This window comes from Pedobacter cryoconitis (genome assembly GCF_001590605.1).
In the GTDB taxonomy this organism is placed as follows: Bacteria; Bacteroidota; Bacteroidia; order Sphingobacteriales; family Sphingobacteriaceae; genus Pedobacter; species Pedobacter cryoconitis_A.
In genome coordinates this window covers 2,373,938-2,390,470 of sequence record NZ_CP014504.1, presented here as the reverse complement: position 1 = coordinate 2,390,470, position 16,533 = coordinate 2,373,938, and the positions used below count along the sequence as shown (strand labels likewise).

The following is a 16,533-nucleotide window of genomic DNA, read 5'->3' as shown; positions in this document are numbered from 1 at the left end:
ACTAACTCTACTAAAAGGTTTTATATTTATTCATTGCAACCATGAAGACAGCCGATTTTTTTAAGTTTATACATGTAGATGAGTATTCTGCAACGCCTAAGTATTTACAGCTTAGTGATTCTATTATTGAAGCGATAGAGGATGGTATTTTGAATAAAAATGATATCCTTCCTTCTATCAATGAGCTAAGTAGCGTACTGGAGATATCACGGGATACCGCAGAGAAAGGATATAAGTATTTGAAGAAACAGGGAGTGATCTTATCTGTTCCTGGAAAGGGCTTTTATATTGACAATACGGAGTTCAAGAAAAAGATAAAAATATTCTTATTGTTTAATAAGCTGTCTGTGCATAAAAAGATTATTTATGATTCTTTTGTAGCCGCACTTGGTGATGATGCTTTGATTGATTTTTATATTTATAACAATGATTTTTCGATCTTTAAAAAGCTGATCCTGAATAAGAGAACTGAATATTCTCATTATGTAATCATTCCGCATTTTGTAGAGGGAGGGGAAGATGCCCATCAGATTATCAATACGATCCCTACTGAAAAGTTGATTCTTCTGGATAAAAAAGTGCCAGGTGTGGTTGGTAATTATTCTGCGGTTTATGAAAATTTTGAAAAGGATATTTACAGGGCTCTGATCCAGGCTAAGGAACAGCTAGAGAAGTACCACACTTTAAAGTTAATCTTTCCTCAAAAGAGTTATTTTCCGAATGAAATTATAGACGGGTTCAGAAGGTTCTGTCAGCAGTATGCTTTTAATCATTTGGTTGTTAGTGATGTGGAAAATGAGGTTATTCAAGCTGGTGAAGCTTATATCAATTTGATGGAGGATGATCTGGTGGTTTTAATTGAAAGGATCTTATCCATGGATTTGCAGATGGGAAAAGATGTAGGGGTAATTTCTTACAATGAAACCCCGCTGAAGAAGTTTCTATTGAATGGAATTACAACAATTTCCACCGATTTTAAAATGATGGGAACTATTGCTGCAGAGATTATTAAGAGTCAGAACAGGCAGGATCAGGAAGCTCCGTTTTATTTGACGTTGCGGCCTTCGTTGTAATTTTTTTATTGATTTTCATATCAATTGTTTTAATCATGTATTAATGAATGGTTAATTAATATTGTAATTTATTTCTGTTTTGGAACGGTATTTGGTTCGTGTAGATTACCAAATATTTTAATCTGCTGAGAGGCAACGCTCAAAACATGGAAAATAATTTAATCAAGGAGATCAGTATAGGGGATAAGACTATTTCTCATTTTAGCTCTTTCACTCTTCAACAACATTTTAATGCGCACCATTATTTTGAACTTAGGTTTAATCATGATGAAATGGGCGCACCAGGGTTAATCAATCTGGACAATAGCCGTGACTTTGTAGGTAAAACATTAAGCGCATCATTTGGCTATGTGCTTGGCAAACAGCAGATTTTTGCTGGTTTAGTCACCAAAGTTGAGCTGACACAAAGTAATGGATATCATGGTGTATTGGTTGTGAGCGGGTATAGCCCGACCATACTGATTGACAGGGGGCCTGATTTGGGTTCCTATCTGGATAAGGATTTAGGCACCATTGTAAAACTGGCTACACATGATACTCCTGCTAATGATTTGCGGATAGTTACCAATGCGACCAGAAAAACCCCTATAGATTATGTGATTCAATATCGTGAGAGCGATTTTGAGTTTTTGAACCGGCTGAGTGGCGAGTATCATGAGTGGTTTTTCTACGATGGTATGAGCCTTAATTTCGGTAAACCAGATACGCAGAAGGAAGTGAGTTTGTTTTATGGGAGGGATGTGAATAGCTTACAATATGCAATGGAAGTTGCTCCGATAAAGAATAAAAGGTTTGCGTATAATCCAAAGCAGGACGAGATGCTGCAAAGCGAAAGTTCTGGTAAAGCTGAGGGCAGGCTGGATCTGGTTCATGCGATAAATGCTTCAAATACGACTTATAGCAAGACTTTTAATCAGCCTTCTTTAATTCGTGTAGATAATGGCAGCGATATTAAAAATCTGGTGGATAATGAGGAAAAAGCGAATATCAGCCAGCTGTTGAAGATAAGCGCCAGTGGTGATAATCCAGAGGTTGCGTTAGGGTCAATTGTAGATATCACCATGAGTCTCAGGCAAGAACTGTCCTTTATAACAGAAAGTCTGGGTAAATTTCTAATCACCTCAGTAAGTCATACGATTGATGATAGAGGACATTATGTGAATACTTTCGAAGGATTAGTTTCTACCACAGAGCGTTTGGTGGTTAAAAATTATAAAAGACCTGATCCGGATATGCAGCTTGCTGATGTTTTGGATAATGATGATCCGCAAGGACAAGGTAGAGTGAAGGTGAAGTTTAAGTGGGCCTGCCAGACTAATGATCCGAGTGAATGGTTAAGGGTGATGAGTCCAAATGCAGGGAGTGGAGATACGGGGTCGAATCGTGGTTTTCATGTAATTCCTGAAAAAGGTGATCAGGTAATGATTGCTTTTGAGGAAGGGAATATTGCGAGGCCAGTAGTGTTAGGAAGTGTTTATCATGGCAAAAATGGCGATAGTAAAGGGTTCAAGAATAGTAATGTGAAAGGGTTGAGTTCGAGGATGGGGAGCAGGTTGACTTTTGACGATTTGAATCATGCGCTTCATTTGGGAACTGATGAATGTAATTTTATTAATATTACTAATGGGAATGATACTGTTGAATTAGTGGCTGGAACAAAGGTTATTATAAGATCTGGGGAAAGTAGTATTACTCTCAATTCTAATGGTACAATTGATTTAATCGGTAAGGTTATCAATATTCAGGGTAAGGATGCTATTAATGCGAATGCTGATCCGTTGAAAGGGGCTAAGGTAAATATTGGATCTTTAGAAAATACTACTATAGCTATTAATGCGAGTAGCAAAGAAACGAAGGCAAGCGGTAAAATTACCAGCAGTGCGAAAGGTGAACAAAAAATAGAAGGTGGACCCGTAAATATAAATTAAACATGAGCAGATTTACTTTTTTTGAAGAAGAGAAAAATACAAATATTGTAGCATCTCAACCTGAAATAATTGAACAACCGGCGGATCGTCAGGATATTTCATCAGAAAAATACAGGTATAGGGTAGAACAAATTATCATTACAAAATTTAATGGACAAATTATTAGTCATGGTAACACGAAGCAAGAGTATTTAGTGACTAAAAATTCAATGAATGGTCTTATAAATAATATTGGTTTAGAGTTGATCGAAAATGTTGTGAGGTTTGAACCACCACAATTAGAAACTGCAATTGATTTACTGTGTGACGTTGATAAAGTGAAATGTAATGTTTCCATTACTCCGAATTTGCAGAGTGGGAAAATGAGCAGAATTGAGGATAAAAGCAGAGTAATCGTAGCTTGGGAGCAATATAAGAAGGATGTGGTGAATAAGTTCAGTTTTTTAAAATCTGATGAGGAGTGGAATAACATCAATACTTTTATGGATATGGTAGAGGAGCAGATTCACACTGATAATTTGTTGCTTGCTGATTATGAAGCCAAGATGTTTTTTGATCTTATATTCGATAAGTACCTGGTTTCGAAAGAAGATTTTGAACCTTTTACTAAGTACTACTTATCTAATTTATTTGATCACAAACTGTTATTATTAGATATAAACCAATCTGTAGTTCAGGAATCTCCCGAATCTATCACAATAAATCAGCAAGGCACTTTAAATAAAAAAGATATCAATAAGGATAATCTTATTGAAATGTATAACGATAAATTTAAACCCTATATTGGTTATAGCTACACTGAGTATGATTACAAATATAGTAATAGCTATACCTTGAATACTGCTGGAAATGTATTACAGAATGCTAATGTCGTTATCATTGAAGAGGTTAAAAATAATGTACAGATCACTGTTAATTATGAGCTAAAATTAGTAGACCTATGAGTAAGTCATTTATACCCAAGGATACCTGTGTAGTTTGTACTAACATGACGGTAGCAAAACCACTTAAGTTAGCGCATGAACATGGGAGTACGACGTTTTATAAAAGTGAAGAAAGACAATTATTAAATATTAACGACCGAAAAATAACTGACACGTTTGTCTGTAAGAACCCTGCGAAGTTCTGGAAAGGACTTGGTATGATGTTGGTCGGGGTAGCAATTGGTATTTTAGTTGGTGCTTTAGCTGTGGCACTTGTAGTTGGTACAGGAGGTCTGGCTTTAGGTCCAATAGCAATATTGGCAAGTGCAGCATTTGTTGGAGGGGTAGGATGCGTAATTGCAGGTGAAGTTAAATCACATAATTGTGATGTGACTAAATCTGGTACCTGGAAATTGGTACATGAGACTGTTTATATTGATAAGCAAAAAGCTTTATTACAAACCTCAGTATTATCGTGTAGCCAGGGGGGGATCGTTTCCATTGTTCCTGATCCTGTATTGGCACAACAGTATGCGACAAATTATGCTGAAAATAATAATAAGGAGGTTAACAGGCATGTTCAGTCACAATTGTTTCAAGGTTTAATTACCGGATTTACTTTTTTGGGAAATCCGCTTGGGGCTATTATTGGGATGAGCTTGGGTACAACTTTTTATGCTCTTGGAGAAAATGATTCTCAGGATAATCAGCGCAAAATGCTCAATGACGAGGTTACAGAGCCAAGAACATTGGGTGGAGATCTGGCTTCTTCAGGAAAACAAGAAGCTATTAATCAAGCAACAGGCTTTGGAGCTGAGGCGACAAAAGTTAAAATTCAGCGCAGTAGTGCTACCTCTCAAAGCCAGTTAAGGCAAGCTGCTCATTTTGAACGGCAGGCGGCGGAACAAGAAGCGAGAGCTGCCAGGTTAGCCGCTAACGGAGCTGATGAGCAAGCTGCTAATGTTGCTCGCAGGGCAGCTAATTCCAGGTTTGCAGCAAGTGTAGCCAGACGCTCTCCTCCAACTTTATTTAATAAAAGTTTTTTTGTTGGATTCGGTATCGGTATTGCGGGGGCAGTTGGGAATTTCGCAATAGAATATAGTGCGAATAAGGCTGAAGATGAAAGCTTTGATAATGTAAGAGGAAATCTAAGAGATATTTCCATTTCGAATACTTTGCAAAAAAATGGAATTGATATAACAGCATTAAAAGGTTAATATGAGTTTGTTAAAGAACATGGGTGGGTACATAGGTTACATTATTGGGGCTGTATTTATTTTGCCGTTATTATTACTAGCATATAATCATTTTTTAATTAACAAAAATGACGGGCAGAGGTTTATGAATAATTATATTGAGAGCTCTATCGAGATGAAAATTTTTGTGCCCGATTATCATAAAGAAGAACCTCCTCATAATAAGTTAAATGAGATAAAAAGAATTACCCGATCTGTCAAATCAAAAAATATGGGTAGAGACGGAAGTGATCGGAGTGAGATGCAGTACAGGATATTTTTTGATCAGAAAAGCAAAAGATATTATCAGATAACAATGTTTGATATTCAATATGTTGGACAGGGGGTTGAATGTCCTAGTTGGGGTTTCTTTTACTCTATTAGCAATAAAGATGTTTTAATAACAATAAATAAAAAAGATATTGATGATCCATCTTACGGAACGAAAGAACAGCCTATCCAAGTTTTAAGCGTCAGAGGAGTAGATGCTCCCTTACCAGCTTTAGATACTATCAGATGTAGTTTAAATTATAATACTCCTATTGAACAATATAAATACAATGTTCAGATGTATCTTACATACGTAATGTCTAAAGAGGAATTTAAAAAACGATTTGAGAAAGGGAAGTGAGTTGGTTTAAAAATATGGGTGGATTTCTTGGCTATATTATTGGAGCTGTAATACTATTACCATTACTATTAATTGGGTATAACTATTTTTTTATAAACAAAAATAATGCAGATAAATACATTGTTGATTATATGACTGATAGTAAGGAGATAAATTTAGATATTCCTCACTATACTCATAGTATTGTCCCTAGTGATGAGTTATATAAAGATACAATATTTACAACATCTCTGGCTACAAAAAATATGGGGAGAGACGGAAGTCGTCAGACTAGTATGCATTATTGTAATCTTCCCCTAACTAGCTACGTTCAAAACTAAAGAATTCCAATTACTATTGCTATTATTATCTTGTTGTAATGTGGGAAACTGGCGCTGTTTCAGCGCTGAAAGTTTTCCATATTTCAATAAGAACTCTACTGGGGTTCTATAGCCCAGCGCTGCATGCGGTCTTTCATTGTTGTACATCCATGCCCAGGCCAGTGCATATTTTCTTAACTCAGCCAGATTATCGAACATATAACTATCCAGCACGTCCTGTCTGAAAGTTCTGTTAAAACGCTCGTAAGCTAACACTACAGCACAGGCTCGATTTCCTTCAGCTCTTTCCATCGGTGCGGTAAAAGATTTTGGATTTGGTCAGCGGGTTGTATATTGATTTTTTTCAATACATCTACCATCCAGACTATGGGATTAATGCCTTGTAATTTGCATGTTCCCATGAAAGAATATAACATGGCACTTCTTTGCGCTCCATCATGGGAACCGCAGAACAGAAAGTTCTTTCTTCCGAGCGCAATCCCTCTTATACTACCCTCAATTGGGTTGTTATCGATGTTTAAGGTGCCGTTTTCCATATATACCGATAGCCGTTTATATCGTTTCATGGTATAGGCAAAGGCTTTGTGAATAGCACTTTTCTCGTTCAGCATTCCTGCATTTTCTTCAAGCCATTGCCCAAAGAGAATCCATAAAGGTTTGGAAAGTTCCTGTCTGGCTTCCTTGCGCTCACTGGTAGTTTTATCCTTGATTTCACGTTCAATATCATAAAGCTGCCCAAAGACATTCAGTGCATATGCAGCCCTTTTTGGGTCATTTTTCTCTGATTCCAGGAAATAGCGCCTGGCATGCGCCATGCAACATAACAATTTGATATCCTTGTTTACTGCAAGAGTCTCATAACAGCTGTACCCGTCACTTTGGAGGTAGCCTTTGTAATCGGATAGCAGTGCCTGTGGCACTTCCTGATTGCGCCCAGGCTGATATTCAAAGAATACCAGTTGAGCTGGCGGAGCCTGTGCTGCCCAGAAATACCCCCGGTGGGTAGTTCCTTTTTTACTTTTATCCATCACCCTCATCGTGGTTTCATCCATCATCAGGTAGTTACTTTGCAGGACTTCCTGTTTAAGTTTTTCATACAATGGATTTAACAGTGTGCAGGTCTTTGCAATCCAGTCCAGCAGTGTAGAATGTGCAAGTTTGATTCCTGTACGATCAAAACGGGTCATCTGGCGGTACACCGGTAGGTGGTCGCAATACTTTTCAATGATCAGCGTCGCCAGCAGCGAGGCATCAGCCATACAGTTTCTGATCACTTCATCAGGAAGAGGTGCAATAATAATCTTGCTGGTCAGGCCCGGATCACCGGCAGGTGTAGGTAACAGGTATTTATAACGGATGATCTTTTTGGCTGTCAAACGGGCAGGACTGCATTTTAGGCGATAAGAGATTTCACTTCCGGTGCATTTGCTGCCTTCAGGAATCACATCAGGATGGATCTCCTGGATCTCGTCCACGATACTTTCAGGAATCACGAAGTGCTTCTTCTTTTCCTGTGCTGGCTGCACCTGTTTTGCTTTTTCAGTTGCAACAGATGCAGGTACGCTTACTTCAACGGTAACTTCTTCGGTCAGCCCCAAACGAAGCTGACCAGGACTTTGTTCCTTGCCCACATAGCGTTCACTTTTGCTGCCAAAGCTCAGTTTGAGCAATTGTTCCAAACGGTGAAGTAGTTGCTCATTTACCAAACGCAATTGCTTGAATTCTTCCCGTAGAAGGATGTTTTCCTTCCGGGAATATTCATACAATTCTTTATAATCAATCGTGTCTGATGACTGCATTAAGGGCTATTTGATAGTCATAAAAATAAGCAATCATACTTTTTTCTGCAAATTTTTGATGAATATTCCTTGCAATTATTGCTCCAAAGCTAGTGTAGTTTTCCGCACGTTGCCTCGCTGCTTTTCTTTCTGAAATTCAATACCCCGGATTACCTGCAGCAACTGGATTTCGCTGATATGCCGGCCTTGGCCATCAGCACGAAGTGGCGGAACTTCAAAACTCCCATTGTCCATCTTCTTATAGTAAATCACAAAGCCGCCATGTTCCCAGAATAATAATTTGATGCTTTGCCGCGAGCGGCTCACAAAAATATACACATCGCCACCTGCAGGATCGCGTTGCAGTTCGCTACGGATAATCCCTGTAAGCCCGTTAAAACTTTTGCGGCCATCAATACAATCGGGGTATACAAAATAATTTTTATTGGTCGGTATCATAACCCTCTGCGTTTGTCCAGTAGCGATTGAATATATTCTGGCGCAACATATTGATGCAGCTGGACAGTTAACTCTCCTGAATTTATACTGGCAAATACAGGAAGTGACATCGCTGGTTCCGGTAATGATACGGGTTCAGGAGATAGGGCGATAAATCTACCATTGACTTTATATTTACCCTCACGCTGATACCTGAGCCAGGTATAGAATGTACCTGTCGGTACATCATGATCTTTACAAAATTGAACCAGACTGATCTGTGCTTTTGAGGATTCGTATTTTTCCAGCAATTGAATAATCAGCTGCTTACCGCGAATGCATATCGCTCTGCGGGTTTTGATTTTTTGTTGCTCCATAATAATATTTTTATGAAGCCAAATTTATAATCCGCGGAAGCTCATGTCAATATGCACCGTAGTGTTAGCTTACAAACGCTCGATCAGACTGTTCTGTGTGGGCTTGCCAGGTTGTATCTGAATCCAGCTTATACCATTGATTTCGCACCAATCTGACAGGGCTGCAGCTATAAATTCAGGACCGTTGTCAGATCGAATTGCATCAGGTTTTCCTCTCCAGTCGAGCAATGTTTCCAACTCCCTTATAACCCGCTGTGAGGGCAAACTAGTGTCGACAGTTATAGAAAGCACTTCACGATTAAAATCATCAATTACATTTAACGTTCTGATTGTCTTACCACTGGCTAAAGTATCATGCATAAAATCCAAACTCCAGGTTACATTTGGATAGATTGGACGCAACAGCGGCTCTTTTACGCGTGCAGGAAGACGTTTCTTTCTTTTGTTGCGTAGATTCAGCCGCATCAAAGTGTAAACGCGGTAAACACGTTTATGGTTCCAAATATGCTGAAGTTTACGCAGGCGGTGATACATCATCCAGAAACCCCAGGTACGATGGGATTCCGCAAGAGCGGATAACTGATCAATGATCTCCTGATCATCTTTTCGCTTGGCATGATAATAAAAAACTGAGGTGCTGATACAAAAAAGTATGCAGGCCTGCCGAAGGCTCATCTGGAATGTCTCTCGGGCATATCCAACAAGCTCACGCTTTTCGACAGGCCCTAAAGCTTTTTTTCAATCACATCTTTTAACACAACATTTTGAAGAGTCAGCTCTGCAACTATCTTTTTGTACTGTACCAGCTCCTTTTCCAGATCTTTCAACTGTTTGACCTGGGAAACCTCCATCCCGGAATATTTGCTTTTCCATTTATAAAAAGTCCCTTGGCTGATACCATGCTCTCTGCAGATATCTGAAACTGATTTTCCTGATTCCTGTGAAGACAAAATCTTGATGATTTGTGGATCACTAAAATTGCTTTTTTTCATTACCCTAAATTTATAAAATACTACACTTATTTCTGTAGCTGTTTTTAGGGAAGATTACATAGCTATTTTAAGGTTCTTATTTAACTGAAATCATGCGAATACATGCTACTAAAACGATTAAAATCATTTTTTATCATTATTGATTATAAATATGTAAAAATGTGTATTTTTAATGATTAATTGTGACTGTTTTTAATCTAAAATAAATATACTGCTTTAGTATTTGTAATCTTATCTGTATTTTTTACTATTTTTAATCTTATCATTGATTCAATGGCTTCATGTTTTTATTGTGGACAACCAGATGCAATATATCCCAGGGAGGTTGTTACGGGCACTTCTAAGGACAACTGGCGCAGCAGGCATTCTTCAGGAACTAATACCAGGACCTATTATGCAACGAAGTTGTTGTGCGAACAATGCGATGCAAATATTAAAATCAGAAAAACGAAATCCAGTTGCTGGGTTCTCTTCCTTATAGCCCTCTTTTTAAGTCTTATTTTAATAGGTATACTATGAGTAATCACTATGATACATTAGGTGTCTCCCGAAATGCGACGTCTGAAGAGATTAGAAAAGCATATAAAAAGCTTTGTCTTGAATTTCATCCGGATAAAAATGGGGGTAATGATTTTTATACTGAAAAGTTTAAAGAGATTAATAATGCTTATGAAATATTAGGTGATGCAGTTAAGCGTGCTGAATACGATTTGTCACTTCCCAATATTATTCCAGTTAAGAAAAAGGAATCCAAATCTCAGGGGAAAAAGAAAGGTAAGGGTTGGGGGGGAAACGAATATGGATATCAAGAAGAAGAACCTGAATATACAAAGGTGAAATTTGATGACTACTCTGACAGGAAGAGGGCTAAATATTATGAGGAGAAAAGGGCCCAGGAAAATGCACAAAATTGGGAAAGACAAAGAAAATCTTTTGAAATAAATAACCGCGTTCGCTTCTGGAATAAGGTAAGAAGTACATTGGTTTTTGTTGTTATATTATTATTCGGTTTAATATTTCTGGTGATTTCCAGGACTCCAGAGAAACCAGAAAAGATAGTCGCTGAGCACAGTGTAGTTAAAGTAAAAAAGCATAAAAAGAGTAGAAAGAAACGTAAAAAACACGCAGTTGATCAGAACATTCCCGCTGATCAAAATATCCCTGAAGCCGATCAGGCCAAAGAAAGTGATCATGATAGTCTTGTTCTTCTGAAACGTCCAAATTCAATTGAAGGTTTAAGGATCGTAGATACCTTACGTGTTAATGATAAAAGACAAGATTCAAGTAGTCAATAAATATCATGTTCTCTTAATTGGAATCTGATTATAAAAAGAAGTATACCGAGATTATGAAAACTCAAAATATATCCTCCCAAGCCCTTATTGCTTTAAAAGATGCATTATCTAAAGTCTATTGGAAAAAAACAGAATTAAAGCAGTTTATAGAGCTGACTATCGCCAATTCAAGTATTGTCTCAACGATAAACTGGAAGGATAATCAAAAGGCTGAGAGCGTCTCAGAATTGATAGACAGGATGGTGGCCAGAAAAGATATATATCTGACTGATTTATTGAAATTATTAAAAGAAACATCAGATTTTAATGATTTCAGTCATCTTAAGTATTGGGATGAAAGTGGTGATCTCACAAAAAGGGCAGTAGAAGCTGTTGCTAAACTCCGTAATCAAACAAAAGGTTATTTTGAGGCATTGGAGGACTTAGCAAAAGGGGAGGAAAACAGACTCAATAACCTGGAGAAATTGAAGAAAACGACTGATTTTTCTGAAAAACTGGAAGGGTTGAGAAAGAAGTTTTTTGAAATCGCTATAGAACAAAATCCACAGAAAAGAGGGTATGATTTTGAAAAGATTCTGAATGAGTTGTTTAATTTATTCGAATTAAAAGCAAAGGGCCCTTTTAAGACACTGGGTGAGCAGATTGACGGTTCCTTTACTTTTGAAAGCCAGGATTTTATTTTGGAGGCTAAATGGCAGAAAAAACTGGTCAATGCTGCGGATCTGTATGTTTTTGGAGGTAAGATTTCGGGTAGGCTGAAAAATACGCTGGGATTATTTATTTCTCTGGATGGTTTTGCGAAAGATTGTACAGATACTGGAAGTCCTATTCTTAAATCAATGATATTAATGGATGGCCAGGATTTAATGTTGGTGTTGGAAGGCAGAATTAGTTTAAGTGAATTGATTTTTCAGAAGAGAAGACATGCTTCTGATACTGGAGAGATTTATCATAGGATCAGGTTGTAAGATTATCATTGTAATACGCTGTTGTTTAATGCAGTCTCTTATAGAATTTTTAGTATGATATGTCTTTTTGTATTAATTAATGTCAAATTGATTATTTTTTTTATAAACATTATGAATAGAAAAAAATTGAATGGAACATCTGAATTTTGGGAATGGTTTCAGAGGATCTCAGCTATTGTATTTGTTTTTGTAGGTATTTCTCTTGGTATTTATGGCTATGTTGCTGCTCCAACCCATAAAATTGAGAATAATAGAGAAGAAAATTCCAATGCAAAGGAAGTAGAGGATAGTACATCTTATTGGACTCGTCATGGGACAATGGGGGATTGGACTGGAGGTGTTACCGGCTCTTTATTTTCTTTAGCTGGATTTCTATTACTTTATCTCTCATTTAATAAGCAGGCAGAATCACATAATACTCAAATTAAAAATTTCCAATATGATAAAATTGAAAGCAGACTATTTGTATTAATAACACTGCATCGTGATAATGTTAATGAGTTATCATTCAGTTCTTATTTTAGAAATGACAATAAGGATGGATTAATGAATAAAGCTATAATGCAGACTGCTCGTCATCGAAAAGTATTCAAAACAATAGTCAATCAATTTAAAGAGGCATGGAGTGAGTTAGATTTTATTTTTGAAGATGCGTCAGAAAATTCTATTTATACCGATGAATATTTAAAAAAGGTTAAAATTAATAAAACCATTCAAGATCGGAATATTAATTTAATAATTTATGCTCAGATTGATCTGATTTATCTTGTTATTTTTTTTGGTGTAAGCACAGAAGGATTCGCGACAATTAAAAATATTACTAATGATAGATACAAAGCTGAATTTGTTGCTGATATTTTATATTATTCAGCTTTTAAGCCAAAAGTTGAAGCTGATGAATGGTTAACTTATCACGCATCAATTGCCAAAAAAAAGAAAGCATTTATGCAAACTCGAAAACAGAGGCATCTTCTCGTTACTTCAATTGCAAGTGATAGCAAATTCATTGTAAATTCTAATAAGCTGTATACGCTAAATCCTGATCATGGAAATAAATATGTAAAATACTACGGCGGGCATCAATTTAGATTGGGCCACTATTTTCGTCACTTATATCAATCTGTTAATTTTATTCATAAGCAAAGCGGTTTGAATAAGGACGAGAAGTATGATTACATAAAACTGATAAGAGGGCAGTTTTCTAGTTATGAGCAAATATTATTTTTTTTAAATAGTATTTCTCAGTTAGGGCGCATTTGGGAAGTGGAAGATAAGAAAACTGGGAATTCAATAGAAAAAGAAAATCATCTTGTTTCTGAGTATCATCTCATAAAAAACATTCCTGATGACATGATTTTCCCTGGAGTAAAGTTGTCAGAATTCTATCCAGATATTGATTATGAATCTTTCTGATATTTAATATTATTATTATTTTATAGGTATTATTTCTGTAGCAGTTTTATAATATACATAAATAATTTTACCAGGAGCAAATCAATACTAGTGTTTAAACACTAGTATTGATTTGCTTAATGTCATTTTGGAGCTGATAGCCAAATTTACCAGGCTACCCTTTATTCTGCAACTGGTATATTTAGTATCTCTGACATTACTCTAGTTCTTAGCCCTATATTTTTAATTATGAAATTGTAATCTCTTTCGTGTAAATTGAGCCGAAACGGTCAGTAGCTACAACTTTAAACTGACGGGTTCCCGGAGCAGGGGTAGCGAAAAACAGATGATCTGTTAAGGTCGGTTCCACCCATTTATGTTTTTTAGGAACTAAAGGCCCACCATATAGTTTGTAAGCGATCGGGTCCATTGCTGTTCGCTGTTTCATTGCTCCTTTATTTACGCCGTCTTCAAAGTACTCTACTTTCCATTTTGGATCCCAGTTCCAGATGTTTACACCGATTTCTGGTGACGTGGCTGGGATGGTTTCTTGTAGATTACCAGAAGGAGTCATTGAAGCGATTTCTGAGAAAGAACCCTTAGGATAAATCCTGAGCTGATGATCTTTGGCTTTTCCGGTAGCCTTGTAATACCATTTAATTTCACTGCCGTTTACTTCGTAAACTCCGTAACCATTAGGGCAGCCATCACTACAAACCGGGCCAGTCCACCATGCGCCACATACCGTACCATGCACATGTTCAATCATGTTGCGGTCTTCCCACTTCTCGTTCATATGCGTGTGTCCCGATAGGATATGAACCTGATAACCTTCCAGTAATTTGTATAAACGCTCTCTGTTTGATAATACGCCACCCAGTTCATCATCTTTCAGATTATTCCTTCTGGAATTACCTGTATTGGTCGGGATATGTACAGAAACTACCACTGTGCTTCCTGGTTTTACCGTCTTTAAATCTTGTTCAACCCATTGTAACTGAGTTTCTGTTAAATAACCGATATACTTTTTAGCAACTCCCAAAAAGAACACATTATCTAATGATATATAATGAATCTCACCCCGGTTATAAGAATAATAAGTAGGGCCAAATTCATCTTTAAAAGTACGGGTTGACAATTCATCAGATCTTGCATCCAAATCCATATCATGGTTACCCGGCAGATTGAAAAAAGGGATACCCGTTTCTGCTACTGCATCTTTATAATCTGCAATCAGTTCAAAATGATCCCAAACTAAATCACCACAGCCAATTCCATGAAACAACGTTCCCTGAGGGTAAGATTTTACTAACTCCTGAACATCAGGAACAGTCTGGGCTTTTAGCAAAGCTGCGTCCTTTTTAGAGATAATCTGCGGATCGGCCCAGACTAAAAAATTATGTTTCTGATCAGATACATTCAGTTTTTCCAATACAAAATCAGCTTTGAAACTAGTACTGTCTTTTGGGATAGCCTTATAAAAAGAGGCAATTCCTCTCTTTTGATTAAACTGGTAACCAGCCGGAGAACTGATATAAACATAGTCGGCAGTGTGGTTACTCAGCAGTTCGTAATTACCACGTTTATCAGTCAGGGTGATATTAATTCCATCCGTTACCGCAACACCTGCAATCGGGTTGCCGCCAGCGCTGATATTCCCTTTTAAAGTAACCGTAGTCAGGTCAGTTGGTTTTACCGGGAGTGGCAACGTTGCCGCCTCAATCAAAGCTGTAGGGGCCACAATCAGCGTACCTGATAATCCTAAGTTTCTTAAAAAATGTCTTCTGTTTAACATGAGTATATTATTTTATAGAGCGGGTTTTTAACCCGCTTAAATGTTTTGTGTGGTGAATTTTAATTTTTAAATCGTAAACCTTTAGCTCATGAACCGGAGAGCTTAGTTCATGTAAATGGCAAAAACGCTTAGTTCGCGTAAATAGCAAAGTCTTCAATACTCAGCCTTCCGTTATTAATAGTTGTATTATTGGTTGTTCCCAAGCCTAATTTTTTAACTCTGAACCGTACAGGCCCGGTAATGTCCAACGGGAAAGTTGCTGTTTTGGCAACAGCCGATGCATTATTAATCACCTTTCCGGTTTGGAGCCATGTTAAACCGTCATCCTTAGAATATTCCAGTACAAAAGAACTGGTCGCATCATTGTAGTAAGCACCATACAAGAAAGATACTTTTGATGCCCCGTCAGGCACATTAAAGTTCATTTGCACATAACCTGGAACAGCCAGATTTTGCTGCATCCGGATACACTGTAAACCAGTTGGATTAAAACGGTCACGACCAGAAGTATTCGCTAAAATCGCTTGATCCAACAACCATTTTCCTGTTTTTAAACCAACAACTGCCGCTGCATAAGAAGCCTTTAAACTCTGATCCGGGAACTCAAAAGTTTCAGGGAAACCCGTATAAACAGGTCCGCTTGCATCCAGCATATCGAGTAAATTGCGTGGCCATAAACTAGGTACAGCATCACCTTTCCCTTCAACCTGATACATTAGTGGAATACCTGTAAAAGTAGCGCTCGCTGGTAAACCCTTACCCGCAAAAGAAGCACCCTTTTCGGTATGCAAAACCATTGTTCCGCCATTGTCTGCTAAACTTTTATCGCCCGCATATAACTCACCGGCAACAGGAACAGGAGTGATGCTTCCAGAAAATAATCTGACCAGACAACCTTCATAATCATCTGGTTTAGCCTTAAATAAAGCCGTAGTTACGGTAATCGGGTTTCTTGTATTTCCACTCGAAACCTTGTTCACTGAAGCTGCATTTAAACCGGTCACCTGTAAACTTCCATTCACTTTTGTAAGCGTTGTACCGTTCAGGTCTACGACAATAGAATCTCCCGTTTTCAAAGCTGCCGCGTTTTCTACCGCCAGTAAAATTCCCCTGGTTTTATTCCTTCTGTTATTCTGCATGGCTACAGTTCCGGCAGGCATATTCCCAGACTGGACATCAGAAACCACGATTCCGATAAGCTGGTGTGCACCAGCTAAATTACCTGTATTCAAGCTTACCGCTGTACCCTGATAAATTGCGCGCAAATCTTCTATGGCGATAATCGGACTTGGATCGCCCAAAGCAGCATCATGCTTTTTACATCCTGCTAAGCCGGTTAACAGCAACCAGCAACTAAAAAATTGAAATATATATTTGTTCATGATTAT

General features: G+C 37.6%; 17 protein-coding genes. 9 read left to right on the top strand and 8 right to left on the bottom strand.

Annotated features, from left to right (window positions below; all coding sequences use genetic code 11):
* Window positions 1-41 precede the first annotated feature (41 nt).
* The 6 genes from AY601_RS10300 to AY601_RS10275 all read left to right on the top strand — a co-directional run bounded on the left by AY601_RS10300 (window position 42) and on the right by AY601_RS10275 (window position 6,110).
* Window positions 42-1,073, top strand: coding sequence for a GntR family transcriptional regulator (locus AY601_RS10300; protein ID WP_068400229.1), 1,032 nt, complete (start codon window positions 42-44; stop codon window positions 1,071-1,073).
* A 146-nt stretch (window positions 1,074-1,219) separates the two neighbouring features.
* Complete coding sequence (locus AY601_RS10295; protein WP_068400226.1) at window positions 1,220-3,001, top strand: type VI secretion system Vgr family protein; 1,782 nt, start codon at window positions 1,220-1,222, stop codon at window positions 2,999-3,001.
* A gap of 2 nt (window positions 3,002-3,003) precedes the next feature.
* The gene (locus tag AY601_RS10290) at window positions 3,004-3,945 is read left to right on the top strand and encodes a hypothetical protein (protein WP_068400224.1); all 942 of its coding nucleotides are present in this window, start codon (window positions 3,004-3,006) and stop codon (window positions 3,943-3,945) included.
* Window positions 3,942-5,141 carry a PAAR-like protein gene (locus AY601_RS10285; protein ID WP_084359196.1) on the top strand — a complete coding sequence of 400 codons (1,200 nt, stop codon included), beginning with the start codon at window positions 3,942-3,944 and terminating at the stop codon, window positions 5,139-5,141. The genes AY601_RS10290 and AY601_RS10285 overlap by 4 nt, the downstream gene beginning before the upstream one ends.
* Window position 5,142: 1 nt before the next feature.
* Window positions 5,143-5,790: a hypothetical protein gene (locus AY601_RS10280; RefSeq protein ID WP_068400218.1), complete on the top strand. Its 648-nt coding sequence runs from the start codon at window positions 5,143-5,145 to the stop codon at window positions 5,788-5,790.
* A gap of 14 nt (window positions 5,791-5,804) precedes the next feature.
* Window positions 5,805-6,110, top strand: a complete 306-nt coding sequence (locus AY601_RS10275) for a hypothetical protein (protein ID WP_068400214.1) — start codon at window positions 5,805-5,807, stop codon at window positions 6,108-6,110.
* Here AY601_RS10275 and AY601_RS10270 read toward each other — a convergent pair.
* The 6 genes from AY601_RS10270 to tnpA all read right to left on the bottom strand — a co-directional run bounded on the left by AY601_RS10270 (window position 6,087) and on the right by tnpA (window position 9,695).
* Window positions 6,087-6,401 carry an integrase core domain-containing protein gene (locus AY601_RS10270; protein ID WP_068400211.1) on the bottom strand — a complete coding sequence of 105 codons (315 nt, stop codon included), beginning with the start codon at window positions 6,399-6,401 and terminating at the stop codon, window positions 6,087-6,089. The two genes, AY601_RS10275 and AY601_RS10270, sit on opposite strands and share 24 nt — an antisense overlap.
* Entirely contained in the window at window positions 6,365-7,909 is a 1,545-nt protein-coding gene (tnpC, locus tag AY601_RS10265) for an IS66 family transposase (RefSeq protein WP_068398220.1), read from the bottom strand. The genes AY601_RS10270 and tnpC overlap by 37 nt, the downstream gene beginning before the upstream one ends.
* Before the next feature lie 75 nt (window positions 7,910-7,984).
* Complete coding sequence (tnpB, locus tag AY601_RS10260) at window positions 7,985-8,347, bottom strand: IS66 family insertion sequence element accessory protein TnpB (protein WP_068398223.1); 363 nt, start codon at window positions 8,345-8,347, stop codon at window positions 7,985-7,987.
* The gene (locus AY601_RS10255) at window positions 8,344-8,703 is read right to left on the bottom strand and encodes a hypothetical protein (RefSeq protein ID WP_068398226.1); all 360 of its coding nucleotides are present in this window, start codon (window positions 8,701-8,703) and stop codon (window positions 8,344-8,346) included. Before AY601_RS10255 ends, tnpB begins: the two co-directional genes overlap by 4 nt.
* Before the next feature lie 69 nt (window positions 8,704-8,772).
* Window positions 8,773-9,378 carry a DDE-type integrase/transposase/recombinase gene (locus AY601_RS10250; protein WP_084359194.1) on the bottom strand — a complete coding sequence of 202 codons (606 nt, stop codon included), beginning with the start codon at window positions 9,376-9,378 and terminating at the stop codon, window positions 8,773-8,775.
* Between the two features lie 50 nt (window positions 9,379-9,428).
* Window positions 9,429-9,695 carry an IS66 family insertion sequence element accessory protein TnpA gene (tnpA, locus tag AY601_RS10245; RefSeq protein WP_068400208.1) on the bottom strand — a complete coding sequence of 89 codons (267 nt, stop codon included), beginning with the start codon at window positions 9,693-9,695 and terminating at the stop codon, window positions 9,429-9,431.
* Window positions 9,696-10,210: 515 nt separating this feature from the next.
* On the opposite strand from tnpA, the gene AY601_RS10240 reads away from it, so the two are divergent.
* From AY601_RS10240 to AY601_RS10230, 3 genes are all read left to right on the top strand, one after another.
* Window positions 10,211-10,990: a J domain-containing protein gene (locus tag AY601_RS10240; RefSeq protein WP_068400205.1), complete on the top strand. Its 780-nt coding sequence runs from the start codon at window positions 10,211-10,213 to the stop codon at window positions 10,988-10,990.
* A gap of 53 nt (window positions 10,991-11,043) precedes the next feature.
* Entirely contained in the window at window positions 11,044-11,958 is a 915-nt protein-coding gene (locus tag AY601_RS10235; RefSeq protein WP_068400202.1) for a restriction endonuclease, read from the top strand.
* A gap of 111 nt (window positions 11,959-12,069) precedes the next feature.
* Window positions 12,070-13,371, top strand: a complete 1,302-nt coding sequence (locus AY601_RS10230) for a putative phage abortive infection protein (protein WP_198163665.1) — start codon at window positions 12,070-12,072, stop codon at window positions 13,369-13,371.
* A 226-nt stretch (window positions 13,372-13,597) separates the two neighbouring features.
* On the opposite strand, the gene AY601_RS10225 is transcribed toward AY601_RS10230, so the two are convergent.
* Window positions 13,598-15,145 carry a calcineurin-like phosphoesterase C-terminal domain-containing protein gene (locus AY601_RS10225; protein ID WP_068400196.1) on the bottom strand — a complete coding sequence of 516 codons (1,548 nt, stop codon included), beginning with the start codon at window positions 15,143-15,145 and terminating at the stop codon, window positions 13,598-13,600.
* Window positions 15,146-15,273: 128 nt separating this feature from the next.
* Window positions 15,274-16,527, bottom strand: a complete 1,254-nt coding sequence (locus tag AY601_RS10220) for a DUF5689 domain-containing protein (protein ID WP_157287848.1) — start codon at window positions 16,525-16,527, stop codon at window positions 15,274-15,276.
* Window positions 16,528-16,533 lie beyond the last annotated feature (6 nt).

What these genes read in the sequence shown, in the direction of transcription:
- AY601_RS10225 (WP_068400196.1), bottom strand. Translation starts at nt 15,145, where the DNA reads ATGTTAAACAGAAGACATTTTTTAAGAAACTTAGGATTATCAGGTACG.
- AY601_RS10255 (WP_068398226.1), bottom strand. Translation starts at nt 8,703, where the DNA reads ATGGAGCAACAAAAAATCAAAACCCGCAGAGCGATATGCATTCGCGGT.
- tnpB (WP_068398223.1), bottom strand. Translation starts at nt 8,347, where the DNA reads ATGATACCGACCAATAAAAATTATTTTGTATACCCCGATTGTATTGAT.
- tnpC (WP_068398220.1), bottom strand. Translation starts at nt 7,909, where the DNA reads ATGCAGTCATCAGACACGATTGATTATAAAGAATTGTATGAATATTCC.
- AY601_RS10235 (WP_068400202.1), top strand. Translation starts at nt 11,044, where the DNA reads ATGAAAACTCAAAATATATCCTCCCAAGCCCTTATTGCTTTAAAAGAT.
- AY601_RS10240 (WP_068400205.1), top strand. Translation starts at nt 10,211, where the DNA reads ATGAGTAATCACTATGATACATTAGGTGTCTCCCGAAATGCGACGTCT.
- AY601_RS10300 (WP_068400229.1), top strand. Translation starts at nt 42, where the DNA reads ATGAAGACAGCCGATTTTTTTAAGTTTATACATGTAGATGAGTATTCT.
- AY601_RS10280 (WP_068400218.1), top strand. Translation starts at nt 5,143, where the DNA reads ATGAGTTTGTTAAAGAACATGGGTGGGTACATAGGTTACATTATTGGG.
- AY601_RS10230 (WP_198163665.1), top strand. Translation starts at nt 12,070, where the DNA reads ATGAATAGAAAAAAATTGAATGGAACATCTGAATTTTGGGAATGGTTT.
- AY601_RS10250 (WP_084359194.1), bottom strand. Translation starts at nt 9,378, where the DNA reads ATGAGCCTTCGGCAGGCCTGCATACTTTTTTGTATCAGCACCTCAGTT.
- AY601_RS10290 (WP_068400224.1), top strand. Translation starts at nt 3,004, where the DNA reads ATGAGCAGATTTACTTTTTTTGAAGAAGAGAAAAATACAAATATTGTA.
- AY601_RS10220 (WP_157287848.1), bottom strand. Translation starts at nt 16,527, where the DNA reads ATGAACAAATATATATTTCAATTTTTTAGTTGCTGGTTGCTGTTAACC.
- AY601_RS10275 (WP_068400214.1), top strand. Translation starts at nt 5,805, where the DNA reads ATGGGTGGATTTCTTGGCTATATTATTGGAGCTGTAATACTATTACCA.
- tnpA (WP_068400208.1), bottom strand. Translation starts at nt 9,695, where the DNA reads ATGAAAAAAAGCAATTTTAGTGATCCACAAATCATCAAGATTTTGTCT.
- AY601_RS10270 (WP_068400211.1), bottom strand. Translation starts at nt 6,401, where the DNA reads ATGGAAAGAGCTGAAGGAAATCGAGCCTGTGCTGTAGTGTTAGCTTAC.
- AY601_RS10295 (WP_068400226.1), top strand. Translation starts at nt 1,220, where the DNA reads ATGGAAAATAATTTAATCAAGGAGATCAGTATAGGGGATAAGACTATT.
- AY601_RS10285 (WP_084359196.1), top strand. Translation starts at nt 3,942, where the DNA reads ATGAGTAAGTCATTTATACCCAAGGATACCTGTGTAGTTTGTACTAAC.